The 25,450-nt window shown below is 67.2% G+C and carries 27 protein-coding genes; 16 read left to right on the top strand and 11 right to left on the bottom strand.

The window, feature by feature from the left end:
- Window positions 1-290: 290 nt before the first annotated feature.
- The 4 genes from WS54_RS03370 (at window position 291) to WS54_RS03355 (ending at window position 1,891) form a co-directional block, all read left to right on the top strand.
- On the top strand, window positions 291-608 hold the full coding sequence (locus tag WS54_RS03370; RefSeq protein WP_108041857.1) for a type II toxin-antitoxin system RelE/ParE family toxin: 318 nt from the start codon (window positions 291-293) through the stop codon (window positions 606-608).
- A 3-nt stretch (window positions 609-611) separates the two neighbouring features.
- Complete coding sequence (locus tag WS54_RS03365; protein WP_059784215.1) at window positions 612-911, top strand: addiction module antidote protein; 300 nt, start codon at window positions 612-614, stop codon at window positions 909-911.
- Window positions 912-1,297: 386 nt separating this feature from the next.
- A complete protein-coding gene (locus WS54_RS03360) occupies window positions 1,298-1,576 on the top strand; it encodes a type II toxin-antitoxin system RelE/ParE family toxin (RefSeq protein ID WP_034205316.1) in 279 nt (92 codons plus the stop codon).
- Between the two features lie 12 nt (window positions 1,577-1,588).
- Window positions 1,589-1,891, top strand: a complete 303-nt coding sequence (locus WS54_RS03355) for a HigA family addiction module antitoxin (protein WP_059784218.1) — start codon at window positions 1,589-1,591, stop codon at window positions 1,889-1,891.
- A 33-nt stretch (window positions 1,892-1,924) separates the two neighbouring features.
- Here WS54_RS03355 and WS54_RS03350 read toward each other — a convergent pair whose 3' ends face one another.
- The 5 genes from WS54_RS03350 to andAc form a co-directional block, all read right to left on the bottom strand.
- Window positions 1,925-3,211, bottom strand: a complete 1,287-nt coding sequence (locus WS54_RS03350) for a DUF445 domain-containing protein (RefSeq protein ID WP_059784221.1) — start codon at window positions 3,209-3,211, stop codon at window positions 1,925-1,927.
- 108 nt (window positions 3,212-3,319) lie between these two features.
- The gene (andAa, locus tag WS54_RS03345; protein WP_034205319.1) at window positions 3,320-4,540 is read right to left on the bottom strand and encodes an anthranilate 1,2-dioxygenase system ferredoxin--NAD(+) reductase; all 1,221 of its coding nucleotides are present in this window, start codon (window positions 4,538-4,540) and stop codon (window positions 3,320-3,322) included.
- Window positions 4,530-4,856 carry an anthranilate 1,2-dioxygenase ferredoxin subunit AndAb gene (gene andAb, locus WS54_RS03340; RefSeq protein WP_059784224.1) on the bottom strand — a complete coding sequence of 109 codons (327 nt, stop codon included), beginning with the start codon at window positions 4,854-4,856 and terminating at the stop codon, window positions 4,530-4,532. The genes andAa and andAb overlap by 11 nt, the downstream gene beginning before the upstream one ends.
- Window positions 4,857-4,891: 35 nt before the next feature.
- On the bottom strand, window positions 4,892-5,368 hold the full coding sequence (andAd, locus tag WS54_RS03335; RefSeq protein ID WP_034205320.1) for an anthranilate 1,2-dioxygenase small subunit AndAd: 477 nt from the start codon (window positions 5,366-5,368) through the stop codon (window positions 4,892-4,894).
- Between the two features lie 14 nt (window positions 5,369-5,382).
- The gene (gene andAc, locus WS54_RS03330; RefSeq protein WP_034205321.1) at window positions 5,383-6,654 is read right to left on the bottom strand and encodes an anthranilate 1,2-dioxygenase large subunit AndAc; all 1,272 of its coding nucleotides are present in this window, start codon (window positions 6,652-6,654) and stop codon (window positions 5,383-5,385) included.
- Between the two features lie 213 nt (window positions 6,655-6,867).
- Here andAc and andR point away from each other — a divergent pair, with 213 nt between their 5' ends.
- A complete protein-coding gene (gene andR, locus WS54_RS03325; protein ID WP_059784227.1) occupies window positions 6,868-7,827 on the top strand; it encodes an anthranilate 1,2-dioxygenase regulatory protein AndR in 960 nt (319 codons plus the stop codon).
- A 261-nt stretch (window positions 7,828-8,088) separates the two neighbouring features.
- Here the strand turns inward: andR and WS54_RS03320 are convergent, their stop codons facing one another.
- Window positions 8,089-8,979, bottom strand: a complete 891-nt coding sequence (locus WS54_RS03320; RefSeq protein ID WP_034205322.1) for a LysR family transcriptional regulator — start codon at window positions 8,977-8,979, stop codon at window positions 8,089-8,091.
- A 91-nt stretch (window positions 8,980-9,070) separates the two neighbouring features.
- On the opposite strand from WS54_RS03320, the gene WS54_RS03315 reads away from it, so the two are divergent.
- From WS54_RS03315 to catC, 3 genes are read left to right on the top strand one after another with little or no spacing between them, the layout of a single operon-like run.
- The gene (locus WS54_RS03315) at window positions 9,071-10,204 is read left to right on the top strand and encodes a muconate/chloromuconate family cycloisomerase (protein WP_059784229.1); all 1,134 of its coding nucleotides are present in this window, start codon (window positions 9,071-9,073) and stop codon (window positions 10,202-10,204) included.
- A gap of 32 nt (window positions 10,205-10,236) precedes the next feature.
- Window positions 10,237-11,139: a catechol 1,2-dioxygenase gene (catA, locus tag WS54_RS03310; protein WP_034205324.1), complete on the top strand. Its 903-nt coding sequence runs from the start codon at window positions 10,237-10,239 to the stop codon at window positions 11,137-11,139.
- Between the two features lie 43 nt (window positions 11,140-11,182).
- Complete coding sequence (gene catC, locus WS54_RS03305; protein ID WP_059784232.1) at window positions 11,183-11,473, top strand: muconolactone Delta-isomerase; 291 nt, start codon at window positions 11,183-11,185, stop codon at window positions 11,471-11,473.
- A 140-nt stretch (window positions 11,474-11,613) separates the two neighbouring features.
- Here catC and WS54_RS03300 read toward each other — a convergent pair whose 3' ends face one another.
- A complete protein-coding gene (locus tag WS54_RS03300) occupies window positions 11,614-12,393 on the bottom strand; it encodes an NAD(P)H-dependent oxidoreductase (protein WP_034205326.1) in 780 nt (259 codons plus the stop codon).
- An 86-nt stretch (window positions 12,394-12,479) separates the two neighbouring features.
- Between WS54_RS03300 and WS54_RS03295 the strand changes: the two genes are divergently transcribed.
- Window positions 12,480-13,373 (top strand): LysR family transcriptional regulator, encoded by an 894-nt coding sequence (locus WS54_RS03295; RefSeq protein ID WP_034205327.1) that lies wholly within the window; start codon window positions 12,480-12,482, stop codon window positions 13,371-13,373.
- A 165-nt stretch (window positions 13,374-13,538) separates the two neighbouring features.
- On the top strand, window positions 13,539-13,943 hold the full coding sequence (locus tag WS54_RS03290) for a DUF2471 family protein (RefSeq protein WP_059784235.1): 405 nt from the start codon (window positions 13,539-13,541) through the stop codon (window positions 13,941-13,943).
- A gap of 192 nt (window positions 13,944-14,135) precedes the next feature.
- Here the strand turns inward: WS54_RS03290 and WS54_RS03285 are convergent, their stop codons facing one another.
- Window positions 14,136-16,169 (bottom strand): NADPH-dependent 2,4-dienoyl-CoA reductase, encoded by a 2,034-nt coding sequence (locus WS54_RS03285; RefSeq protein ID WP_059784237.1) that lies wholly within the window; start codon window positions 16,167-16,169, stop codon window positions 14,136-14,138.
- Window positions 16,170-16,244: 75 nt separating this feature from the next.
- Between WS54_RS03285 and WS54_RS03280 the strand changes: the two genes are divergently transcribed.
- On the top strand, window positions 16,245-17,324 hold the full coding sequence (locus tag WS54_RS03280) for an AraC family transcriptional regulator (RefSeq protein WP_059785105.1): 1,080 nt from the start codon (window positions 16,245-16,247) through the stop codon (window positions 17,322-17,324).
- A 22-nt stretch (window positions 17,325-17,346) separates the two neighbouring features.
- Here the strand turns inward: WS54_RS03280 and WS54_RS03275 are convergent, their stop codons facing one another.
- The 3 genes from WS54_RS03275 to WS54_RS03265 all read right to left on the bottom strand — a co-directional run bounded on the left by WS54_RS03275 (window position 17,347) and on the right by WS54_RS03265 (window position 19,655).
- Window positions 17,347-17,796, bottom strand: coding sequence for an aconitase X swivel domain-containing protein (locus WS54_RS03275; protein ID WP_059784239.1), 450 nt, complete (start codon window positions 17,794-17,796; stop codon window positions 17,347-17,349).
- Window positions 17,789-19,036 (bottom strand): aconitase X, encoded by a 1,248-nt coding sequence (locus WS54_RS03270; protein WP_059784242.1) that lies wholly within the window; start codon window positions 19,034-19,036, stop codon window positions 17,789-17,791. The genes WS54_RS03275 and WS54_RS03270 overlap by 8 nt, the downstream gene beginning before the upstream one ends.
- Before the next feature lie 190 nt (window positions 19,037-19,226).
- The gene (locus WS54_RS03265) at window positions 19,227-19,655 is read right to left on the bottom strand and encodes a MarR family winged helix-turn-helix transcriptional regulator (RefSeq protein ID WP_034205334.1); all 429 of its coding nucleotides are present in this window, start codon (window positions 19,653-19,655) and stop codon (window positions 19,227-19,229) included.
- A 92-nt stretch (window positions 19,656-19,747) separates the two neighbouring features.
- Here WS54_RS03265 and WS54_RS03260 point away from each other — a divergent pair, with 92 nt between their 5' ends.
- The 5 genes from WS54_RS03260 to WS54_RS03240 all read left to right on the top strand — a co-directional run bounded on the left by WS54_RS03260 (window position 19,748) and on the right by WS54_RS03240 (window position 25,406).
- A complete protein-coding gene (locus tag WS54_RS03260; RefSeq protein WP_034205335.1) occupies window positions 19,748-20,668 on the top strand; it encodes a LysR family transcriptional regulator in 921 nt (306 codons plus the stop codon).
- Between the two features lie 107 nt (window positions 20,669-20,775).
- Entirely contained in the window at window positions 20,776-21,207 is a 432-nt protein-coding gene (locus WS54_RS03255) for a MarR family winged helix-turn-helix transcriptional regulator (RefSeq protein ID WP_059501342.1), read from the top strand.
- Window positions 21,208-21,271: 64 nt separating this feature from the next.
- Window positions 21,272-22,366: an HlyD family secretion protein gene (locus WS54_RS03250; RefSeq protein ID WP_034205337.1), complete on the top strand. Its 1,095-nt coding sequence runs from the start codon at window positions 21,272-21,274 to the stop codon at window positions 22,364-22,366.
- 13 nt (window positions 22,367-22,379) lie between these two features.
- A complete protein-coding gene (locus WS54_RS03245) occupies window positions 22,380-23,954 on the top strand; it encodes a DHA2 family efflux MFS transporter permease subunit (RefSeq protein ID WP_059784244.1) in 1,575 nt (524 codons plus the stop codon).
- A gap of 15 nt (window positions 23,955-23,969) precedes the next feature.
- Window positions 23,970-25,406, top strand: coding sequence for an efflux transporter outer membrane subunit (locus WS54_RS03240; protein ID WP_059784246.1), 1,437 nt, complete (start codon window positions 23,970-23,972; stop codon window positions 25,404-25,406).
- Window positions 25,407-25,450: the final 44 nt, after the last annotated feature.

Below are 25,450 nucleotides of genomic sequence, written 5' to 3'. Positions count from 1 at the left end.
GCACTGCTCGCCGCGCAAGACGCAATGCCAGGTGCATGCTGCGCGGCGCCTCCTCCGGATGCCGGAGGACGAACGGACCCGCCCGCGCGCGGCCAGCACGCACGGGCGGCAAAGACGTTTTTGATTGTAGACGGATTCGCGGAATTCCGACTTCGGCCGAATGGCCGACCCCAGCAGCGAAAAGATCGGCCTGACGGCCGGGAAGCGTCCAGCGATGCGCCAGCCGGGCTGTAATGCCAACGATGTTCAACTCGACAAACATGTGAACCATGGTTGACACATCGCAATTCATGCCTTACAGTTCCCCGGCATTCAGCATCCGGACCACCGACGTCTTCGACACCTGGTTTGCCGGCCTGCCCGATCGCATCGCCAAGCGCCGCATCCAGGCGCGCATCGACCGCCTGTCGATGGGCAATCCCGGCGACTGGAAATCCGCCGGCGCGCCCATCGTGGAAATGCGCATCGACCATGGGCCCGGCTACCGCGTCTACTCCGTCAGGCGCGCGACGATATGGGTCATCCTGCTTTGCGGCGGCGATAAATCGACGCAGCAGGCCGACATACGCGCCGCGCATGCAATGCTCGCGCACCTCGACATGGAGTGATCGATGAACAAGATCAAGACGCGGCCATGGGATTCGGCCGAACACCTGAAAACCGAAGACGACATGGCCGACTACTTCGACGCATGCCTGCAGGAAGCCGGCGACGATCCGGCCTTCATCGCGCACGCGCTCGGCGTGATCGCCCGCGCACGCGGCATGTCGCAGGTCGCGCGCGATGCGGGCCTGTCGCGCGAAGGGCTGTACAAGGCGCTGTCGCACGACGGCAATCCGAGCTTCGGCACGATCCTGAAAGTCATCAAGGCGCTCGGCCTGCAATTGCACGGCGCCAAGGCTGCCGCCTGACCCGGCGGCGCACGGCATCGCGCCGCCGGCGCAACGTCCGTGCCCGCCTCGATGCCGCCACCCGGCCGCCCAGCGCGGCGCGGGGCGAGCGACATCCGATCCGCCCCGAGCCGATCAGCCCGCCGGCCTGCGTGCCGTCGATGCATCCGATCGTCCGGATGGCATATCGGACGCGTAAAGGCATCGAACGCCCCCATACTCGTCGGAACGACAGAAACCGCTGGGCACCCATCGGCGACGCCTGTCGTCACGCGTCGACCTCCATTGATTTCCAATCAGGTAGGTCTCCTGTTGTTCATCTCACGCGACAACGCTTCGGCGCGCGCATCGCCGCAGCCATTTCATTCTCATTGACGTATTACGCAAAACGTAATACCCTAACCGTAATGATCAATTCGTTCCGATGCAAAGACACGCAGTTGCTTTTCGCAGGAGAAACGCCCAAGCGCTTCCGCGCGATCGAAACGGTTGCCACCCGGAAACTGCAAATGATTGCCGCAGCGAAGGAGCTGCGCGATCTGCGGGCGCCGCCCGGCAACAGGCTCGAAGCGTTGCAGGGCGATCGGGAAGGTCAGCACAGCATCCGCATCAACGAGCGATGGCGGATTTGTTTCGAATGGAGCGACGACGGCCCCGTCCAGGTCGAGATCGTCGACTATCACTGACTGGAGCTTCGCATGCTCAAGAACGGAATGCGCCCGATTCATCCGGGCGAAATCCTTCGGGAAGAATTCCTCGTTCCGCTGGAATTGAGCGTCAACGCGCTGGCGCTCGCGTTGAACGTGCCGGCAACGCGGTTGCACGAAATCGTCAAGGAACGGCGCGGAATCACGGCCGATACGGCCTATCGGCTCGGGCGCTACTTCGATACGTCGCCGGAATTCTGGCTGAATCTGCAAGCCACGTACGATCTCAAGACGCTTCCGACGCGCAACGAGATCGACCGCAAGGTCGAACCGCGCGAACGCACGCACGCGTAGGCACGCAGTCCGCCGTTCGTTCGCGTGGCCGCGTCAATGCAGCCAGCCGGCCGCCCAGCGCGGCGCGAGCGACACCAGATACAACCCGAGCCCGATCAGCCCGCCGACCAGCGTGCCGTTGATGCGGATGTATTGGAGATCCTTGCCGATGTTCAGCTCGATCTGCCGCGACATCTCGCCCGCATCCCAGTTGCGCACCGTGTCGCGAATGTGACGCATCAGGAAATCGGCGAAATCGGGCGCCATCTCGTGCACGGCCTTCTCGACGTGCTCGTTCAGCGACGCACGCAGCGCCGGGCTCTCGGCGAGCCGCGCGCCGAGCCAGCCGCCGAGCGTCGCGGCCTGCCGGTGCAGCGCCGAATCGGGGCGCGCGAGATCGGCCTTCAGCCACGCGCGCAACTGGTCCCACAAGTCGCGCACATACTCGTTGAACGCATCGCCGTCGCGAATATAGCGCTTGATCTCGTCGCCCTTCGCGATGAACGCGGGGTCGTGCTTCAGCCGCTCGGTCAGCCGCACGACCGTCCGGTCGAAGCGTTGCCGCAACTCGTGCTCGGGGTCGGCCGCGACGCCTTCGAGCACGCGGCTCACCGCGCTCGCGAGCATCCGCGCGCCGTTCTCGCCGAACCACTGCGTCGGCATGATCTTCTCGACCTTCGGGTATTGCGTCTTCAGCCATTCGACGATGAAGCCCGCGATCACCTCGCGGTTCTCTTCCTTGTCGAGCACGTCGACCACCTGTTCGATCGCGTCGTCGAGCAGCGCCTGGTGGCGGCCGTCCTTCGTCAGCGTGTCGAGGATCGCGCCGGCCGATTGCGACAGGTCGACCCGGTCGATCACCGCGCGGAACGCATCGTGGACGAACGACTGGATCCGCGCGTCGTCGGTCATGTCGAGCGCGAAGCTCGTCAGCTTCGTCACGTAGCCGCCGAGCGCGTCGGTATTCGCCGGCTCGCCAAGCCACGCGCCGAGCTTCTGCGCGGGATCGTGCTGGCGAATCTGCGCGGCGAGCGCGTCGGGCCCGAGGAATTTCTCGCGCACGAACACCGCGAGGTTGTCGGCGATCTTGTCCTTGTTCTTCGGGATGATCTCGGTATGGCGCGACACGAACGGGATCGGCACGCGGCGGAACAGCGCGACGACCGCGAACCAGTCGGCGAGCGCGCCGACCATCGCGGCTTCGGCCACCGCCTTGAAACCGTCGACCCACGGGCCGCGCGGCAGCAGGATGGTGGCGACGAACACCGCGACGGCCGCCAGCAGCAGCCACAGCGCACGGCGCTTGCTTCGTTTCAGTTCGAGGGCTTTGTCTGGCGTCATGGAGGACGGGCGAATCGGCGATGCCGCTAATATCCCCGATTTCGCCGCAACCGACAAACCCGCCCGCCGGCGTCGGCACTCGCGGCGCACGCGTGCCGCGCGCCGCCGCTACATGAACGTCTTCAGATTGACCGCCGGATCGGCCAGCTTCTCCGGATCGGGCACCGCGCCTGCCGCGATCAACCGCCGCGATGCGCCGATGTCGCGCCCGAGGTTCGCCGCGGCCACCGCGACGATCCTGCCGTCGTCGCCGAGCCCGAACACCGTGAACGACCCGCTCGCCGGATCGCCGCGCACGACGATCGTGCGTTCGCTGCCGAACAGCCCGAGCATCTGCAGGTTGCAGTCGTACTGATCGGACCACAGCCACGGCAGCTCCGCATAGCGCTCGTCGGCGCCGAGCAGGTTCGCGGCCGCGACGGCCGGCTGGTTTTCCGCCACCTGCCACGATTCGATCCGCACGTGGCGCCCGAGCAGCGGATTGAAGTGCATCGTCACCTCGCCCGCCGCGAAGATCGCGGCATCGGCCGTGCGGCAGCCTGCATCGACGCGTATCCCGTTGTCGACGTCGAGCCCGGCCGCCTGCGCCAGCTCGACGTTGGGCACGACACCGATGCCGACCACGACGACGTCGGCCGGCACGTCGCCGCGATCGGTCTCGACGACGGCGCCGCCGCCCGGCGCGCGGCGGATCGCGCGCGGCAGCGTCGCCATCTGGAAAGCCACACCGCGCGCGTCATGCAATTGCCGTGCATACGCGCCGACGGCTTCCGGCAACGCACGCTGCAGCAAGCGGGCGGCCGGATCGATCACCGTCACGTCGCAGCCGAGCTGGCGCGCGGCCGCCGCGACCTCGAGGCCGATGAAGCCGCCGCCGAGCACCGCCACGCGGCGCCCGGGCGCAAGTTGCGCACGCAACGCGCGCGCATCCGCCACGGTACGCACGTAATGCGGCACGATGCCTTCGTCGACCGGGCCGCCGAACGTCCGCACGCGCGAGCCCGTCGCGAGCACGAGCTTCGCGTACGGCAACGTCGCACCGTCGTCGAGCCGCACGCGCCGTGCATCCCGCTCGATCGCTTCGACGCGTGCGCCGAGCCGCAGTTCGATGCGCTGCGCGTCGTACCACGCGGCATCGCGAATGAACGCACGCTGCTCGCCGCCGTCGCTCAGCAACGCATCCTTCGACAGCGCCGGCCGGTCGTACGGCAACTCGCGCTCCGCGCCGATCATCACGATGCGCGCCGCGGCGTCGCGCTCGCGCAGCGCCTCGGCCGTACGCCGCGCCGCATGGCCGGCGCCGACGATCACGAACGGATCAGCCGACATTGACTTCCACCTGCCCGTCGACGATCCGGATCGGATAGGTTCGCACCGACTCGGTGATCGGCGCGCATTTCGGCGCGCCGGTGCGAATGTCGATCAGCCCCTGGTGCAGCGGGCATTCGACGCAGCCATCCTCCACATAGCCTTCGGACAGCCGCGCATGCCCGTGCGTGCAGAGGTCGTGCATCGCGAACAGTTCGTCGCCGATCCGGAACACGGCGATCGGCTTCTGGCCGGCGACGCGCGCCGCCGGTTCGTCTTCGGAGAATTCGTCGAAAGCGCCGAGCGGATGCCACTCGGCCAGCGTTGCTTCGGTCATGTCGATTCCTTGCTTCGTCAGATCGGTCGGATCGGTCAGATCGGCGTCGCGAGCAGCGTCTGCACGCGCGACGTGTCGTAGATCACGCGCTTGGTCTTGTAGCGCAACCCGTCGGGCGTGCGGACCACCGTGTCGTAGTACTTGCCGGCCTGGTACACGTTCGATTCGCCGTTGCTGCGGGTCTGCACGACCACGTAGTTGCTCTCGGTGTCGATTTCGCCGTCGCGTTCGGCGACGATCGTCAGGCCCGACGTCATGTGCCGGTACGTGTGCGCTTCGTAGATGTTCGCGTGCCGCAGCGACACCACGCGATCGCGCAGCATCCGCCGGTTCGTGCAGTGCACGATCCCGACCGGCAGCCCGAGATCGGCGTTTTCCTTCGGCACGATTTCGTACGTGCAGTCCTCGGTGAACATTTCCGGCCAGCGTTCGAGCCGGTCGTTGTCGAGATGCCCGATGTAGCGGTTCTGGAGCATGTAAATCTCGAACCACGTCTTCATGTCTTCCGTCATTTTTCGCTCCCGCCTCAATAGCCCATCAGCTTCTGGTAGCCGACCCAGAACTTGCGGATCAGGCTTTCGGTGATCACCGTGTCCTGCTGGTCCGGATTGCCGCGCGACATCTCGATCACCGACGTCGCGTCGGCGTCGCGCACCGTACCGCGCTGCACGAGTTCGGTCGCTTCCGTGTCCTCCATCGAGATGTAGCCGGCCGGCCCGACCAGGTTCGCCTGCTTGATGCGCAGCGCGCGCAGCTCGGGCGTGTCGTCCGCATAACCGAAGAAGTGGAAGATCAGCTCGAAGTTGTCCGGCCCCTTCGGCAGGATCTGGCGCGCGACCAGCGTGTTGTGGATCTGCTGGATCACGAGCTGCGGGAAGATCGGCTGGATATGGTTCGTGCAATCCTCGTCGTATTCCGACACGAGATCGAGGATCGATTCGTCCTCCAGATGAAAGCCCTCGTCGAACGAACGGATGTTCTGCTGCTTGTACGCGGCCGACGTATCGTCGCCCGTCTTCGTCACCGTGATGATGCTGTGCAGCCCGTGGTTCGCGTCCGGAATCGAGCGCGCCTTCATCCCGACGCGGAAGATGTTGAAGGTCGTATGGAACAGGTGCAGCATGCTCGCGTGATACGGATCCTTCACGTTCTCCATGTACAGCTTCCAGTTCGACTTCGAATACTGACGCGTGCAGCCGAGATACTCGATCGGCTTGTGGAAGATCCGGTCGATCCACGGGCGCATCTGCTCGCCGAGATACTCGGGCAGCGGCGCGACCTCGTCGCTGAAGGTCGCGAACACGAGCCCGCGATAGCTGTCGACGCGCAGCTTGCGCAGCCCGTGCCGTTTCGGATCGAAATCGGCCGGCATCCCGGTCATGCCCTTCTGGCCGCGCCGGAACGGCACGCCGAGCAGGTTGCCCTGGTTGTCGAAGCTCCACTGGTGATAGACGCACGTGTGCGAACTCGCGTTGCCGCGCGACTTGCGGCACACCTGCGCGCCGCGGTGCGCGCAGCGGTTCACCCACGCGGACAGCGCGCCGTCCTCGGTGCGCGTGACGACCACCGGCGTATCGCCGACGAACGTGCTCTTGAAGTCGCCGGCGTTCGGGATTTCCGCTTCGAGCGCGACGAAATTCCACGTCGGCCCGCGGAAGATGCGTTCCTGCTCGCGTTCGTAGACCGCCTGCGAGCTGAACACCTTGTACGGCACGCGCGAGCCGTCGTCGTGCGGGAAGGTCACGTCGGACGCGTCGCCGCGCGCGGCGAAAACGACGGGCGATTCTGTCTGCTCCATGTCGGACTCCTTGTCGATCCGTTGCGTTGAATGCATGGAGCCGATTTTTGAAAAGCTAATATTCGACGTCTATCCGGAAAGTGCGATTGCGGCGGCGCAATATCCACTTTCGGCGGATTTCTGCGCTAGCATGACGGCACACGCGACCCGGCGCACGAGCGCGGCCCATTCGTCGGATCGAAGCGCGCGTCGTCCATACCAAGGCTGAGGCCCATGTCCCCAACGTCGTTCGAGCCGCTCGCGCTGCGTGCGCACCGGCTGTTCGAATCCCGCGATCTCGACGAGACGCGCGAGCGGATCTCGCGTGTGATGCAGCCGCACGCGCTGCTGCCGAACGGCCGCGTGCACGGTGCATCGCACATGGATTTCGTCAAGCTGGGCGGCCTCGGGATCGGCACGATCGCGTTCGGCGACGCGATGCGCGTGCAGGTCGACGCCGTCGACGGCTACTACCTGCTGATGTTCTGCCTGTCCGGCCACGCGCAAGTGCGCGCGATGGGACGGCAGCTCGGCGTCGACGGGCAGACCGGCGTGTTGTGCGCGCCCGGCGAGCGCTTCGACGCGATGCTGTCGGCCGATTGCGAGCAGTTCGTGCTGCGCATCGACGCGGCGACCGTCGGTTCGCTGACCGGCGATCCGCGCGCGACGCTCGATCCCGTGCTGCACATCAGCGACGCCGCGCTCGCCGCGTGGCGCCAGCAACTGATGCTCGTCGCGCGGTCGCCCGAGCTGCTCGAACGCGCGAACGCGAACCCGCGGGTCGCATCGCAGCTCGAGCATCTGCTGATCGACCTGCTGATCGAAGGTCATCCGCCGTCCGCGCTGCAGGCGTCGCATCGCGACCCGGCGCCGGGCTTCGTGCGGCGCGCGCAGGAATTCGTCGATGCGCACTACGCGCAGCCGCTGCAGCTCGCCGATATCGTCCAGGCCGCCAACGTGCCCGAACGAACGCTGCGCGACGCGTTCCTGCAATTCCGCGGGATGAGCCCGATGCAATACCTGCGCGCGACGCGGCTCGCGCACGCGCGCGAACTGCTGCGCGGCGCGACGTCCGACCGGCGGATCGCCGATATCGCGCTCGATTGCGGATTTACGCACCTCGGCCGGTTCGCCATCGCGTATCGGGAGAAGTTCGGCGAATCGCCGTCGGACACGCTCGACGGGAAGCGGTAGCCCGGACGCGCGGGCTTGCCGATCTGCCTGCCCTGCCCGGCCAGCCCGATCTTCCCGGCCTTCCCGGCCTTCCCGGCCTTCCCGATCTTCCGGACCTTCCCGACCTTCCCGGCATGCCCGACCTTCCGATCTGCCTGCCGGCTCGCCCGCGGCAGCCGCGTGCCGACGCCCACCGACATCGCCCCGCAACGGACCTCGCACTGCGTCCGCCGGCTCCGCCGGGCCTGACCGTTAGTTGCAGTCGAGAGGCGAGCGGCTTCGCTATGCGGCCGGCACGATCATCTCCCGGGCAATCGCGCAGAACGCCGCCGTCGCCGCGCTTTCGCCGTGCAGCCGGCGGCTCATGATGATCGGCGACGTCGCGCCCGGCTCCGGCAGCCGCCGATAGACGACGCCCTTCACGCGCACGCCCTCCACGCTCTCCGGCACCAGCGACACGCCCACCTGCGCGGCGACGAGCCCGAGCGCCGTCTGCAGTTCGCGCACCTCGTGCACGGCCGCCGGCACGACCGCCCCGTCGCGCAGCGCCGACAGCTGCTGATCGGCGAAGCTCGGCCGCGGCGTGCTCGGATAGACGATCATCGTCTCGCTCGCGAGATCCGCGAGCGTCAGCGGCCGGGCCGGATCGGCGAGCCGATGCCCGACCGGCAGCGCCGCGATCAGCTTCTCCTCGATCAGCGCCTCGCGCACCAGCTGGTCGTCGTCGAAGCGCAGACGGCCGAACCCCACGTCGATCCGCCCGCCCTTCAGCGCGCCCAGCTGTTCGAGCGTGAACATTTCGATCAGCGACAGCTCGACGTCCGGCTGCGCCTCGCGAAACGCGCGAATCACGTCCGGCAGCGCGCCGTACAGCGTCGACGGCACGAAGCCGATCACGATCCGCTCCGACAGTTGCGCGAGCCGCCGCGTCAGCGGGCCGAGCTCGTCGGCCTGATCGACCAGACGTTTCGCCTGGGCATAGAACACGCGCCCGGCATCGGTCAGTTTCAGCGGCCGCGCGCCGCGCTCGAACAGCGGCAACCCGATCTCGTCCTCGATCGCCTGGAGCTGGCGGCTCAGCGGCGGCTGCGTCATGTGCAGCCGCTCCGCGGCCCGCGTGATGTTCATTTCCTCGGCGACGGCGATGAAGTACCGGAGCTGACGCAATTCCATTTCATGCCTCAAAGGTATGGAAGTAGTCGGAAAGAGTGTTGGACGACGCGGGGCGGGAATTCCTACCATGTGCACCAACAGGAGGAATCGCATGATAGCAACCACCGCCACCATCGAGCGCATCGAGACGTTGCTGGTCGATGTGCCGACGATCAGGCCCCACAGATTGTCGGTCGCCACGATGCATTGCCAGACGCTCGTCCTGGTCCGAATTCGATGCACGGACGGTATCGAAGGCGTCGGCGAGGCGACGACCATCGGCGGCCTCGCCTATGGCGAGGAAAGCCCCGAAAGCATCAAGGTCAACCTCGACACCTACTTCGCGCCGCTGCTGCAAGGCATGGACGCGACGCGCCCCGGCGCCGCGATGGCGCGAGTGCGCAGGCTGTTCCAGGGCAACCGTTTCGCGAAGTGCGCGATCGAGACCGCGCTGTTCGATGCGCAGGCGCGGCGTCTGGGCGTGCCGCTGTCCGAGCTGTTCGGCGGGCGCCGGACCGATGCGGTCGATGTCGCGTGGACGCTCGCGAGCGGCGACACGCAGCGCGACATCGCGGAAGCCGAAGCGATGCTCGATGCCCGCCGCCATTGCGCGTTCAAGCTGAAGATCGGCGCGAACGCGGTCGCCGACGACGTGGCGCACGTGGTCGCGATCAAGCGCGCGCTCGGCGAGCGCGGCGACGTGCGGGTCGACGTGAACCAGGCTTGGAGCGAAACCGATGCGATCTGGGCCGGCGCGCGGCTCGCCGACGCCGGCGTGAGCCTCGTCGAGCAGCCGATCGCCGCGACCAACCGCGCGGGGCTGAAACGCCTCACGCAGCTCGCGCAAGTACCGATCATGGCCGACGAGGCGCTGCACGGCCCCGTCGACGCGTTCGCGCTCGCGCAGGACCGCGCGGCCGACGTGTTCGCGGTGAAGATCGCACAATCGGGCGGTCTGCAGGGCGCGGCGAGCGTCGCGTCGATCGCCGCGGCGGCCGGCATCGAACTGTACGGCGGCACGATGCTCGAAGGCGCGGCCGGCACGATGGCGTCCGCGCAACTGTTCAGCACGTTCGACTCGCTGAAATGGGGCACCGAACTGTTCGGCCCGCTGCTGCTCACCGAGGAGATCCTCGTCGAGCCGCTGCGCTACCAGGACTTCAAGCTGCACCTGCCGGCGGCGCCCGGCCTCGGCCTCACCTTCGACTGGGCCCGCATCGAACGGATGCGACGCGACGCCCGCTGATCCCCACACGACAACCGAAACCGGAGACACAGATGAACAAGCAAGCCATCGACGCACTGCTGAAGACCTTCGACGACGCCGCCGAGAAGCCCGGCAACCCGCGCGTGCGCGCGATCGTCAACCGGATCGTGAAGGACATCTGCTACACGATCGAGGACTTCGACGTGCAGCCGAGCGAATTCTGGACGGCCCTGAACTTCCTGAACGAAGCCGGCCGCGAATTCGGGCTGATCGCTGCGGGCCTCGGCCTCGAACGCTTTCTCGACGTGCGGATGGACGAAGCCGAGGAAAAGGCCGGCATCCACGGCGGCACGCCGCGCACGATCGAAGGGCCGCTGTATGTCGCCGGCGCGCCGGAATCGGTCGGTCACGCACGGCTCGACGACGGCACCGATCCGGGCCAGACGCTGATCATGCGCGGCCGGGTGCTCGGCCAGGACGGCGCGCCGCTCGCGAACGCGCTGGTCGAGGTGTGGCATGCGAACCACCTGGGCAATTACTCGTACTTCGACCCGTCGCAGCCCGCGTTCAACCTGCGCCGCTCGATCCGCACCGATGCCGAAGGCCGTTACAGCTTCCGCAGCGTGCTGCCGGTCGGCTACAGCGTGCCGCCGGGCAGCAAGACCGAGCAACTGCTCGACCAGCTCGGCCGCCACGGCCATCGTCCGGCGCACATTCACTTCTTCGTTTCCGCGGACGGGTATCGTAAGCTGACGACGCAGATCAACATCGATGGCGATCCGCACCTGTGGGACGACTTCGCGTTCGCGACGCGCGACGGGCTGATCCCGCCGGTCAGGCAGGCGGAGGGCGCGGAAGGCAAGCCGTACGGCGTCGACGGGCAGTTCGCGCTGATCGACTTCGATTTCTCGCTGCTCAAGGACAAGCAGGACGTGCCGGGGAGCGAAGTCGAGCGGCCCCGCGCGCAGGCGTGAGCGCCCGTCCCGTTCGACGAATCGACAACGCAAGGAGTGCAGGATGCTGTTTCATGTGGAAATGACCGTTCGCCTGCCGGCGGACATGGATCCGGTCAAGGCGGCCACGCTGAAGGCGGAAGAAAAGGCGATGTGCCAGCGGTTGATGAACGAGGGCGTGTGGCGGCATCTGTGGCGGATCGCCGGGCAGTATGCGAACGTCAGCATTTTCGACGTCGACAGCGTGCAGCAACTGCACGACGTGCTGAGTCAGTTGCCGCTGTTTCCGTATATGGAGATGGAGGTGCGGGCGCTGTGCCGGCATCCTTCGTCGGTGCGGGAAGACGACCAGTAAGCAACGATGCATCGCGGCCGTGACCGACGGCCGCGAGAGGCACGACCCGGGCTGCCGGCGATGTCATGCAGGCCGCCCGGGGCGTTTTGCATTCGGCGACGGTTACCCGTATCACCGCGCGTCGACGTGCGCAGCCCCTCTCACGCGGCCAGATGCGCGGCGAACCCCACCGTCCCCGGCGCGATCTCCTCTTTCAACGTCAGCGCCGGAATCTCGTAGTCGCCCGCGTTCTGGCGGCGGAACGGAATCGGCGGCGTGGTCCACAGATCGTCGAGACGCTGGCCGAGCGCCGTACACGTTGTGTCGAAGCGCGCGGCGTTCATCTTGCCCGTCCGATAGATCACGAACGGCGGCAGCACGTCGAACCCCGGGTAATACAGCACGCCGTGCTGGATCGGGAACAGCAAGTCGTCGATCGGCCCGTTGATGCCGCGCGGGCTGTAGTGCGGCTCCCATCCGCCCGTCGTGACGACGACCATCGCCCGCTTGCCGGCCAGCGAACCTTCGCCGTAGCGATCGCCCCAGTGCGTATCGGAATGCTCGCCGACGCCATACGCAAAACCGTACGCATACACGCGCTCGAACCAGCCCTTCATGATCGCCGGCATCGAGAACCACCACAGCGGAAACTGCAGGATCACCGCGTCGGCCCACTTCAGCTTGTCCTGCTCGCGCGCGATGTCTTCGCTTTGCGTGCCCGCCTCGAACGCGCGCTTCGAATCGAGCGACGGATCGAACCGCGCGTCGGGCGCGCGATCGGTCACGTCGTTCGCATCGAGTACCGCCTTCCAGTTCATCGCATACAGGTCGCTCACCTGCACCGTGTGGCCGGCCGCTTCGAGATGGCCGACGGTGAAGTCGCGCAGCGCGCCGTTCAGCGAACGCGGCTCGGGATGGGCATACACGATCAGCACATTCATGCTCGTCACTCCGTCAATTGAATGACTGCAGGATGCCGCCTTCGACGGTATATTTGAAATGAATTCCCGATATTCCAGCTATAGCCATGAATAATCTCAGAAGGCTCGACCTGAACCTGCTCGTCACGCTGGACGTGCTGCTCGCCGAGCACAACGTCACGCGCGCGGCCGAGCGGCTGAACATGTCGCAGCCGTCGGTCAGCGTGCAGTTGCAGAAACTGCGCGACGTGTTCGGCGATCCGCTGCTGCTGCCGGGGCCGCGCGGAATGCGGCCGACCGCACGTGCGGAAGCGCTGCGCGAGCCGTTGCGCGACGCGCTCGAAGGGCTCGAGCGCACGGTGCTCCCGGCCGCGCCGTTCGATCCCGCGACCGCGACGAACACGTGGCGGGTGGCCGCGACCGACTACGGCGAATCGACGATCGTGCTGCCCGCGCTGCACACGTTGCGTTCGACCGCGCCCGGCACGCGGCTGGCCGTCATCGAGCTCGTGCCGCCGCGCATCGAGCAGGATACCGAACGAAACGGCGTCGACCTCGCGTTCCACACGACCGAAGGGTCGCCGCCCGGCATGCGGCGCCTGCCGCTGTTCGTCGAGCGCTACGTGCTGATCGGCCGTGCCGGTCACCCGAAGCTGAAGCGGCGCCCCACGCTCGCGCAGTTCGGCACGCTCGAGCACGTGATCGTGTCGCCCGACGGCGGCGGCTTTTTCGGCGTGACCGACGAAGCGCTCGCGAAGGTCGGCGCCGCGCGACGCGTCGTGCTGTCGGTGCCGCACTTCCTGTTCGTGATGTCGGCCGTCGCGAGCACCGACCTCGTCGCGATGCTGCCCGAGCGGCTGGTGCGCGACGTGCCCGCGCTGCGCGTGGTGGACGCACCGGTCGAGGTGCCCGGCTATGAGATGTCGATGCTGTGGCACGAGCGCATGCATCGCGACCCGGCGCATCGATGGCTGCGGGAAACGATCGCGGCGGCGGTGTAGAGCGTTCGCCCGATCGACGCGATTCGCCCGCGTCGCTCGCCGACGCACGGAATCCTGCATTCGGGGCTTGAAACCGCATCGAACACTGTATATATTTACAGTGCTTTTGCACCATTTGACCCGAATTCCGTCATCCACAGACGAACGGACTTTTGTGAGGCGACCATGTTCCAGGCTTCCGCATTCGATCCCGAACAACCCGGCTTCAATCCCGCCCACTTCGAGCGCGCCGCGCAGCGGGCGGTCGTCGATCTGCAGCGTGTCGTCGGCGGCCCCGCGCAGCGGGCGCTCGGCCTGCGCCGTCGCACCCACCCGGCGGCCGTGCGCACGATGAGCTGGCAGGCGCTGCTGAACGTCGAAGAGCTGGCGTTCTCGAATCCCGGTTTCCTGAACCGCAACGATCCGGCCGTCGTCGACGCGTTCATCCGGCTGCGCGACAGCCGGCTGGTCGCCGCGGACGTCGAGGAGCCGGTCGACTGGCGCCGCGACGACGACGATCTGCCGGCCGTCTATCTGATCGTCAAGGCGATGCTCGAAGCGGAGGAGGAAGAGCGGGCCGAAGCGGCCTGAGCCGCGCCAGTCGATCGCAATCACGGTATGCCGGGCTCGCGCCGCCACCTTGCGTGGCAGCGCGACCGGCGCTGCGGCTCGCCGCGGTCCCGCATTGGCGAATCCGCGCATCGGGCGGCAAGCCGCGAGCCGCGCGCAGCCTGATCGTCTCCGCGCGACGTACGTTCGAGCGACCGTTGCAGCGGTCGCCCGTTACAACCGCGCTGCGAGCCGCGCACCCTGATCGATCGCGCGCTTCGCGTCGAGTTCGGCGGCCAGTTCCGCGCCGCCGATCAGGTGCACCGAACGGCCGGCGGCCTGCAACGGCGCGAGCAACGCACGTTGCGGCTCCTGCCCCGTGCAGAGCACGATCGTGTCGGCTTCGATCAGTTCGTGATCGGTGCGCTGCTCGCCGTACGACACATGCAGCCCGCGCGCATCGATCAGCTCGTAGTTCACGCCGCCGATCATCTTCACCTGCTTCATCTTCAGCGTCGCACGGTGAATCCAGCCGGTCGTCTTGCCGAGCCCCTTGCCGAGCGGGGCGGCCTTGCGCTGCAGCAGCGTCACTTCACGCGCCGGCGCCGACGCCTGCGCGCGCGTCACGCCGCCGCGCGTCGCGGCCGGGTCGGTCACGCCCCACTCCGCTTTCCATTCGTCGAGATCGAGCGTCGGCGACTCGCCGTCCTGCACCAGATATTCGGCGACATCGAAGCCGATCCCGCCCGCGCCCACCACCGCGACCCGCCGGCCCACCGGCTGCCTGCCCGCGAGCACGTCGATATAGCTGAGCACGTTCGGCCCGTCCTGCCCCGGAATCTTCGGGTCGCGCGGCGCGACGCCGGTCGCCAGCACGATCTCGTCGTAGCCGCCCGCGATCAGGTCGCTCGCGTCGACGCGGCGGTTCAGGTGCAGCTTCACGCCGGTCAGTTCGACCTGCCGGCCGAAGTAGCGCAGCGCTTCATGAAACTCCTCCTTGCCAGGAATCCGCTTCGCCATGTTGAACTGGCCGCCGATCTCGGCCGCGCCGTCGAACAGGTCGACCCGATGGCCGCGCTGCGCGAGCACCGTCGAGCAGGCGAGCCCGGCCGGCCCCGCGCCGACCACCGCGATCCGCTTCGGCCGCGGCGCGGGCGTGTATTTCAGCTCGGTCTCGTGGCACGCGCGCGGGTTCAGCAGGCACGATGCGATCTGGTTCTTGAACGCGTGATCGAGGCATGCCTGATTGCAGCCGATGCAGGTATTGATCTCGTCGGCACGGCCCTGCGCGGCCTTGACGACGAACTCGGCATCCGCGAGCAGCGGGCGCGCCATCGACACCATGTCCGCGCAGCCGTCCGCGAGAATCTGCTCGGCCACTTCGGGCCGGTTGATCCGGTTGGTCGTCACGAGCGGAATGCCGACCTCGCCCTTCATCTTCTTCGTCACCCACGCGAACGCGCCGCGCGGCACCGACGTCGCGATCGTCGGCACGCGCGCCTCGTGCCAGCCGATCCCCGTGTTGATGATGGTCGCGCCCGCGCGCTCGACCGCCTTCGCGAGCTGCACGGTTTCGCTCCAGTCGCTGCCGTCCGGAATCAGGTCGAGCATCGACAGCCGGTAGATCAGGATGAAGTCGCGGCCGACCGCTTCGCGCGTGCGCTCGACGATCTCGATCGGCAGGCGCATGCGGTTCTCGTACGAACCGCCCCACTGGTCGGTGCGCTTGTTCGTGTGCATCGAGATGAACTGGTTGATCAGGTAGCCCTCGGAGCCCATGATCTCGACGCCGTCGTAACCGGCTTCGCGTGCCAGCGTCGCGCAGCGCACGAACGCGCGGATCTGCCGCTCGACGCCGCGCGCGCTCAGTTCATGCGGCGCGAACGGCGAGATCGGCGATTTGATCTTCGACGGCGCGACCGCGAACGGGTGATAACCGTAGCGACCCGTATGCAGGATCTGCAGCGCGATCTTGCCGTCCTCCGCATGCACCGCGCCGGTGATCTCGCGATGCCGGCGCCCGGCGGCCGACGTCGTCAGCATGCCGCCGAACGGCTTGGTCCAGCCGGCCACGTTCGGTGCAAAGCCGCCCGTCACGATCAGGCCGACTCCGCCGCGCGCACGCTCGGCGAAATATTCGGCGAGGCGCGGCAGCGTCTTGCGGCTGTCCTCGAGGCCCGTATGCATCGAGCCCATCAGTACGCGATTCTTCAGCGTCGTGAAGCCGAGATCGAGCGGTGCGAGCAGGTGGGGAAAGGGAGTCGTCATGATGATCCGGCCAATAAGCGATGCCTGCCATCGTAGGCGCGCGCCGCCTTGAACGTGAGGGGCAAAACAGCCATAATACTTGTCATTTTCGGCCAAACCGACATGACTTCCCCATCTCGCAAGGATCGCCTCGGGCTGCGCCGGCCGACGATTCCGGTCGCCTATACGCGCCTGCTGCTGCAGGCGCTGGCCGCGCGCGGCGTCGACCTGGGCGCCGTGCGTGCGGGCACGGGCCTGCGCGACGCCGTGCTGGCCGAGCCGGACGCCCGCGTCGCGCCGTCGCAATGGGGGCGGCTCGTGCTCAACGCGATCGAAATCGGCGGCGATCCGGGTATCGGGCTCGCATTCGGGCTGCTGCTGAAGCCGACCGTGCACGGCTTTCTCGGCTACGCGACGCTGACCGCGCGGGACATCCGCGAAGCGCTGTCGGTCACGCAGCGCTACTTCCGGATGCGCAATCGCCAATACAAGCTGACCTATGCGGAGGACGAACGCGGCGCGACGCTCGAACTGCACGGCGTGCAGGCGAACCCCGTGCTGCAGCATCACGTGATGTTCGAATTCGTGCTCACGGGGCTCGCGCAGAACGTCTCGCAGTGGTCCGGCCGCGTGTCACCGCCGATCACGCTGCAATTCACGTGGCCGGAGCCTGCGTATTTCGCGCGCTATCGCGATACGTTGCCGCCGGTGGCATTCGGCTGCGCGGCCAATGCGTTGTGGATCGCACGCGACGCGCTCGACTGGCCGCTGCCGCTCGCCGACGAAGTCGCGCACCGGCAGGCGCTCGTGCAGGTCGAGCGCGAATATGCACAGGTGCGGCAGGAGGAAGGCGATCTGGTCGAGCGCGTACGGGCGGAACTGGCGCGCGCGGCCGGCGATTATCCGGGGCCGGACACGCTCGCCGATGCGCTGCTCGTGTCGACGCGCACGCTGCGGCGCCGGCTGGAGGAAGCCGGATCGAGCTATCGGCGATTGCTCGACGAAGCACGGTTTCGCGACGCCAAGCAGTTGCTCGCCGCGTCGGATCTCGACCTGAAGACGATCGCCGAACGGCTGCAATTCACCGACCCGGCGAATTTCACGCGCGCGTTCCGGCGCTGGGCCGGACAGACGCCGAGCGCGTATCGGGAGGCGGCGGGGGTGGCACGCGACTGATGCGAAACACGCGCGCAGCGCGTCAGCCGCCGATATGAATCCGCGCGCCGCCGTCCCCCTCTCCCGCTTCGATCCGCACGTCGCCCGTTGCCGCGGCGATCGCGTCGTACACGTCGTCGGTCACGCACACCACCGGCACCGCGATCGCATACAGCTCGGCGGCCACGATCGCGCCGATCGAGATGATCAGGTCGCGCTCCTTCAACACGATCGCGACCGGCCCCGTGCCGTTGCGCACCGCTTCCGCGAGCACGCTGCTGCTCGAACTCGAACCCTTCGCGTGCGGCATCACCATCACCTTGCCGGCAAGGCTCGCGCCGGCCTGCGGATGCCCGCGATCGACGATCCGGCCCGCGCCCGAGTCGTAGCCGCCCCAGAAGCTCAGCGGCTTGTCGAGAACGAACGGGCGCGCGCACGCGCTGCCCGGCACGAGCGTGTCGCCCGTCAAGCATTGTCCCGTCGCTTCAGTCATCGAATCGCACCTTGCCTTCGTACGCGGACCGCACGCATTCGCGCATGCTGCCGTACGCGACCGTCACGCCGATGTTCGCGGGCGCATACGACGCCCATTTCCCCGAGTTGGTCATCACCAGCCCCGACAACTGCTTCATCACCGGCGTGATGTACGTGCAGGTATCGACGACGATCTGGACGCCGCGCGCGGCGAATTTCTCCGCGAGACCGACTTGCTCCAGCTCCCACAAAATGAAGCGGCTCGTGTTCACGTAGAAATCGCAGGCCGGCTGGCCGTCGAACGCGTCGAGCAACGTGCCGAGCGTGCGGAATTCGGCCAGCGAAAAATGCGGCGTACCGAGCGCGACCGCGACGAGCGCGTCGCCGGCCGCGCCGTGATTCAGCGTGCGGCGAATCTCGTCGAGATCGGCCATCGTGATGTCGACCGTGCGTTGCGCCGCCTGCCCGTGCAACGCGGCATCGAGCGTCGGCGCCTCGGGCGTCACGCCGACCGCATGGAACAGCGCGACGGCCCCGCTCGACGCGGCGGCCGCGCCGAGCGCCTTGAGCTCGTCCTCGGTGGTGTCCGCCGGCAGCCCGACGATCGCCGGCACGACGGCGCCCGCGATCTTGCCGACCGCCAAACCGAGCGCGGCGAAATAGATGTCGCGCGACGGCAGGCGGCTGAAGTCCGGCGCATTGAACACGATCCGCGCGGCGCGGTTCGCGTCGACATGCAGCCCCGCATACGGCGCACGCCCGGTGATCGCGGCGGCCAGGTCGAGGAAATCGCCGTAGCGGCTCGTGCGCGCGCCGAGCACCGAGTTCGCGAACACGATCGCATTCGATTCGGCCCACGCGATCTGCTCGCCCATCGCGGGGCGATTCTTCAGTTGATACGGCGCGCACGTGAAGCTCGATTCGCAGCCGAGCAGCACATGCGCGTCCATCAGGCGCTGCGCATCGCGCTGGATCGTGCGGTCGCCGTGATACAGCTCGGGATGGATCAGGTCGAGCGACCCGACGTTCAGCGTGGTCGGCACCGCGACCTTCGCGCCCGTCTCGACGAAATAGTCGACGAAGTCGAGGCTCGTCCGGCCGTGATACAGACAACCGTCGATGTGCGCGGACGTAATGTCGATCAGGTGCGGCGCGGACATCACCTGCGCCGTGCGCGCGACGATGCGCATCGCGCGGGCGACGCCGTCGCCGAAATCCCCGCGCAACATCGCGTCGTCGCGGTCACTCAACTGCAGCATCGGTGGCTCCTCTGACTCGTACCGGCGGCGCCGGCCTGAAATCGGTCAGAGGACTCTACAACTGGAAGTAAAAACTGTCCAGATCACCCGAAAACCGGACACCATTAAAACCAATCTCCACGACCCAACGCTTCCGGCCGCATCAATGGCTCGGATTTCACACCAGTCGCTCGCCACACCGAAGCCTCGCCTAGCGTTCCGCCGTCAGGCTGAACAGCTCATTGCGCAACGCCTTTGCGCGATCGCGGCCGAACTGCGCGTCGAATTCGTCCTGTGCGGCCTGCCAAGCGACTTTCGCCTGCGCGAACGTGCGCTCGCCGAGCTTCGTGAGATGGAGCGCATGGGCACGCGCATCGTGCTCGGACGCGGCCGTCGCGACGAAGCCGTCGCGCTGCAACGGCTTCAGCGCGCGCAGCAAGGTCGTGCGATCCATCACGAGCGTATCGGCGAGTTCGCTCATCACCAGGCCGGGCCGATGCGTGAGGTTCGCCATGATCGAGAACTGCGCGGGCGTGACGCCAACCGGGGCCAGATGGCGCTCGTACAACTGCGTGACGAAGCGCGCCGCCTGGCGCAGCGCGAGGCAGTTGCAGGTCTGAGCAATCGAGATGTCGTTCATGTTTCGCAATCTATATGTGCATATGCATAAAGTCAATGTACACTCCGTCGTAACACCGGCCGGCGGCCGGCCATCGCGTCAAGGAGACGGACATGGACTACATCGACAAGCTGCGGATCTTCCGGTCGGTGGTGGAGATGCGCAGCTTCACGCGCGCCGCGGACATGCACGGCCTTGCGCGGCCGGTCGTGTCGCGCGCGGTCGCGGATCTGGAGGCGCGCTTCGGCAGCCGGCTGCTGCACCGGACCACGCGCCAGGTGTCGCTGACCGAAACGGCCGAGCGGATCTACGAACGTTGCGCGGCCGTACTCGACGAGCTCGACGCGCTGGAAGCGCAAGCGCAGACGCACACGCGCGAGCCCGAGGGGCTGCTGCGCCTCGTCGCGCATACGACGGCCGCGCTGAACCGCCTCGTGCCGCTGATCGCCGGCTTCAAGACCGCGCATCCGAACGTGCGCCTCGACGTCACGCTGACCGAGCGCCCGGTCGATCTGGTCGGCGAAGGCTACGACATCGGCATCGTCGTGCCGTACATGCTGACGAGCGAATCGACCGTCGTGCGGCTGATCGAGCGCATTCCGGTCGTGATCGTCGCGACGCCCGCGTATCTGCACGCGCATGCGCGCCCCGAGACGCCGGCCGACCTCGCCCTTCATCCGTTCGTGCCGATCTCGCCGTCGCTGCGCCGCCCTGCGCTATCGTTCCGCGTCGACGGCGACACGCTTACCGTGCCGTTCCGCTTCGACATCTCGTCGAACAGCCCCGTGTTCAACCGCGAAATGGTGATGCACGACTTCGGCATCGGCATCGTCCCGAAAACGCTCGTCGAGGCCGAACTCGCGTCGGGCGCGCTCGTGCAGTTGCTGGAAGGCGCCGATCTCGTCGATGCGTTCGTCGACATCAAGCTCGCCTACGCGAACCGCGCGCTGCTGCCCGCGAAGGTGAAGGCGTTCATCGACTACACGGCCGCGTATTGCGACCGCGAAGGCTGGAGCGTGCCCGCGGCGGCTTGACCCGGCGCGCGAACGCGCGTTGCCGGCGCCGATTGGTACAGCCACGACACCAATCTGATCCCGCCGCGCCGCTCGCTTCGCGCCGCCCCGTCACCTAACATGTGCACATGCACAAGACCACGCTCACCGACGACGATTGCTTCGCAGTCCGGCAAGCCGCCCGACGGATTTCGCAGTTCTACGAGCGTTACCTGTCGCGGGCGGGCGTCACGCCGTCGCAGTACAGCATCCTCGCGCTGCTGCGCGACCGGCCCGGCCTGACGATGGCGACGTTGTCGAACGTGCTGGTGATCGAACGCACCGCGCTGCTGCGCGCGCTCAAGCCGCTCGTCGGCGCGGCGCTGGTGACGGGGCGCATCGAGCCGCCCTGCCGTGGCCAGACGTTCGCGCTGACCGCGGACGGCGAAACGAAGGTGGCCGATGCGCACGTGCACTGGCTCGCCGCACAGGAAGCGTTCGAGCGGTGCTTCGGGCCGACGCAGGCGGCCCGACTGAGAGACGAACTGTTCCGGATCACGCACAACCTGCCGGAACGCTGACCCCATCCCCGATCGACGCCGTGCCGTCGGTCGTTTTGAACAGTGCATATACATAGGTGAATCGATGGATACGACCCAAGCCGCTGCCTCGTCCCGCGAAGCAGCCACAACCGAGCGGCCCGCGAAGCAGCAACGCCGCGTGCCGTGGATGCGCATCGCGGTGGGCGCCGTCGTCGTCGTGGTCGCGGCCGCCGCGCTCGACTGGTTGTTCGTGCTGCGCTTCCAGGAAAGCACCGACGACGCGTATGTCGGCGGCGACGTGACGGTGCTCGCGCCGAAGGTCAACGGCTTCGTCGACAAGATTCTCGTGACCGACAACCAGCGCGTGAAGGCCGGCGACGTGCTCGTGCAGCTCGATGCGCGCGACTACGACGCGAAGCTCGCGCAGGCCGGCGCCGAAGTCGACAGCGCGCGCGCCGCCGTGACCGAACTCGAAGCGAAGCAGCAACTGCAATTCGCAGTGATCGGCCAGCACGCGGCGGACAAGAACGCGTCGTCGGCCGAACTGACGCGCGCCGCGTCGGACCGCGTGCGCTATCGCGAGCTCGTGAAGTCGGACGCCGTATCGAACCAGATCGTCGAACGCGCGGATGCCGATTACTCGAAGGCCGGCGCGGCCGTCGAACGCAGCGACGCCGCGCTGCTCGCCTCGAAGCGGCAGCTCGACGTGCTCGGCGCACAGCTCGCCGATGCGCGGGCCCGTGTGAACACCGCGCTCGCCGCGCAGCGCGTCGCGGCACTCAACGTCGAATACACGACGATCCGCTCGCCGGTCGACGGCTACGTCGGCAACCGCACGGGCCGCGTCGGGATGCTCGCGAACGTCGGCGTGCCGCTGCTGACGGTCGTGCCGGCGTCCGGCCTGTGGGTCGACGCGAACTTCAAGGAAGACCAGTTGCGCAAGATGCGCGCGGGCGATCGCGTCGACGTCGCGCTCGACGCGTCGAGCACGCGCCTGCATGGCCGCGTCGACAGCCTGGCGCCCGCGACCGGCGCGACCTTCAGCGTACTGCCGCCCGAGAACGCGACCGGCAACTTCACGAAGATCGTCCAGCGCGTGCCCGTGCGCGTGCATCTCGATCCGCAGCCCGGCATCGAGCAGGTGCTGCGCCCCGGCCTGTCCGCGGTCGTGACCGTGCATACCGACCACAAGCACTGAGCGGGAGCCGACGATGACCACCGCGTTTTCCGGCGACCCCGCGTCGCAACCGACGAAGCAGCGCGTGTTCGCGTTCGCGCTGATGTGCGTCGGCTTCTTCATGGCGACGCTCGACATCCAGATCGTCGCGTCGTCGCTGCGCGACATCGGCGGCGGGCTGTCCGCGAGCCAGGACGAATTGTCGTGGGTACAGACCGCGTACCTGATCGCCGAGATCATCGTGATCCCGATGTCGGGCTGGCTGTCGAAGGTGATGTCGACGCGCTGGCTGTTCGTCGCATCGGCCGTCGGTTTCACGATCACCAGCATGCTGTGCGGGCTCGCGTGGGACATCAACTCGATGATCCTGTTCCGCGGGATGCAGGGTGCGCTCGGCGCCGCGATGATCCCGACCGTGTTCACCACCGCGTTCGTGCTGTTCCCCGGCAAGCAGCGACTGATCGCGTCGACGACCATCGGCGCGCTCGCATCGCTCGCGCCGGCGATCGGCCCGGTGATCGGTGGCTGGATCACCGACCAATGGTCGTGGCACTGGCTGTTCTACCTGAACCTCGTGCCGGGCATCGCGGTGGCCGCGCTCGTGCCGCGCTACGTGCATATCGACGAGCCCGACCTCAGCCTGATCAAGCGCGGCGACTATCTCGGCATCGCGCTGATGTCCGGCTTCCTCGGCTGCCTCGAATACGTGCTCGAAGAAGGCCCGCGCAAGAACTGGTTCGGCGACGACGCGATCGTCATCTGCGCGTGGATCTCCGGCATCTGCGGCTTCCTGTTCATCGTGCACGCGCTGACCGCCGACGATCCGATCGTCGACCTGCGCGCGCTCGCCGTGCGCAACTTCGGGATCGGCAGCCTGCTGTCGTTCGTGACCGGCATCGGGATTTTCGTGACCGTGTTCCTGACGCCGCTGTTCCTCGCGCAGGTGCGCGCGTTCAGCTCGCTGCAGATCGGCATCGCGCTGCTGTCGGTCGGCGCGTTCCAGTTGATCGCGCTGTGCGCGTACGCGTTCGCCGCGCGCTATTTCAGCATGCGTGCGCTGCTCGTGTTCGGGTTGATCTGCTTCGGCCTCGGATGCTACCTGTACACGCCGATCACGCACGACTGGGGCTGGCGGGAATTGCTGCTGCCGCAGGCGCTGCGCGGCATCGGCCAGCAGTTCAGCGTACCGCCGATCGTAACGATGGCGCTCGGCTCGCTGCCGCAGTCTCGACTGAAATCGGCGAGCGGGTTGTTCAACCTGATGCGCAACCTCGGCGGCGCGATCGGCATCGCGGTGAGCGCGACGATGCTCAACGACCGGCTGAATTTTCATTATCTGCGGCTGAACGAGCACGTGAGCGCCGGCGAACCGCAGGTCGCATCGCTGCTCGATCGCCAGGCCGCGTACTGGGGATCGGTGGCCGGCAATACGTTGAATACCGCGCAGGCCGGCCTCGCGAACCTGCATCGGCTGATCTATCGCGAAGCGCTGACGCTCACCTATGCGGATGCGTACTACGCACTGTCGCTGTGCTTCGTCGTCGCGCTGCTTGCCGTCGTGTTTTCCAAACCCATTACGTTGAATGCGCCGCCGCCGGACGCGCACTGAGGCCAAAGGATCATCATGAAGAAGCTACTCGTCGCGCTGGCCGTCAGCGCATTCGCCGCCGGGTGTGCGGTGCAGCCCGCGCAACATCCGGCGTTGAACGAATCGGTTCGGACGCTTGCGCCCACCGCGTGGGATACCGACGTGCCGCGCGCGGACATCGACGCCGCCGCCTGGTGGGCGCAATTCCGCGACCCCGTGCTCGACCGGTTGATCGCGACCGTGCTCGACGGCAACCTCGATCTGCAAGCCGCCGCCGAACGCGTGAAGCAGGCGCAGGCGCTGACCGTGCAGAAGCGCGCGGCGCTGCTGCCCGAACTCGACGCGACCGCCCATGCGGCCGACGCGCGGCAGAACACGCCGCCGCCGCTCGGCTATGTGCGGCAGGCGGGTGCGGGGCTCGCGCTGAGCTGGTCGCCCGACGTGTTCGGCGGCGAACGGCTCGATTTGCTGGCCGCACAGGCCGAGCTGGTTGGGCAGAAGCATGCGGAAGATGCGATGCGCCTCGCACTCGCGGCCGATGCGGCATCCGCGTATGTCGATCTGCGCTGGGCGCAGCAGGAATTGAAGATCCTGCAGAACAACGCAAAGATCCGGCAGCATGCGCTCGAACTCACGCGCAAGCGACAGGCGTTCGGGCTGTCGACGGAACTCGACGTGACGCGCGCGCAGAACCAGCTCGATGCGCTCGAAGCCAGGATTCCGCCGACGCAGGCGCAGATATCGCATCAGCTCAATCTGATCGCCGTATATTCGGGGCGGACGCCGGAATCGGTCGATCGGCTCGTGCTGGCGCAGACCGGGGAGATTCCCGCGCCGCCGGTCGGTGTGCCGGGGACGTTGCCGTCGCAAGCGTTGTTGCGGCGGCCCGATGTGCTGACTGCCTACGCTCAAGTCGAGCGGCGTGCGGCACAAGTGGGCGTGGCGAAGGCCGAACGCTATCCGAAGTTTTCGTTGAACCTGACGGACGGGATTCTGGCGGCTTCGTATCTCGGGTTGCCGACGTTGACCGATAACCTGTTCAGCGCGGCGCTGAGTGCGACGAGCCCGATCTTCAACGCGGGACGGATTACCGCCGATATCTCGCAGAGCGAAAGCCGGATGCGCGAGTCGGAACTCGGGTTACGGCAGACGATGCTGCAAGCGTTGCGGGAAGTCGAGGATGCGCGCGCGAATCTCGTCAGTTCCGATGAGGCGACGCGAAGGCTTGGTAGCGCATTGGCGGCTTCCGATAAAGCGCTTGGGTTGGCGAATCAGCTTTACAAGGGCGGCGCGACGGATTTTCTGGACGTGCTGTCGGCGCAGGAGGTCTATCTAAGGGATTCGGATTCGCTCAATCAGGTCAAGCGCGAGCACGCGCTGGCAGCGGTGGCGTTGTATCGGTCGCTTGGGGGTGGGTGGAGCAGGAATGAGGGGGCGGGTGGGACGGAGGTCGAGGCCGTCGCGAAGAACTGAAGCCGATGCCTGATAGGGATGCAGGCCGCGTCGACGGCCTGCAC

Origin of the sequence: Burkholderia sp. NRF60-BP8 (assembly GCF_001522585.2) — a bacterium.
Lineage (GTDB): Bacteria > Pseudomonadota > Gammaproteobacteria > Burkholderiales > Burkholderiaceae > Burkholderia.
The sequence above is the reverse complement of the archived record's forward strand: the minus strand, read 5'-3'. Positions and strand labels throughout refer to the sequence as shown.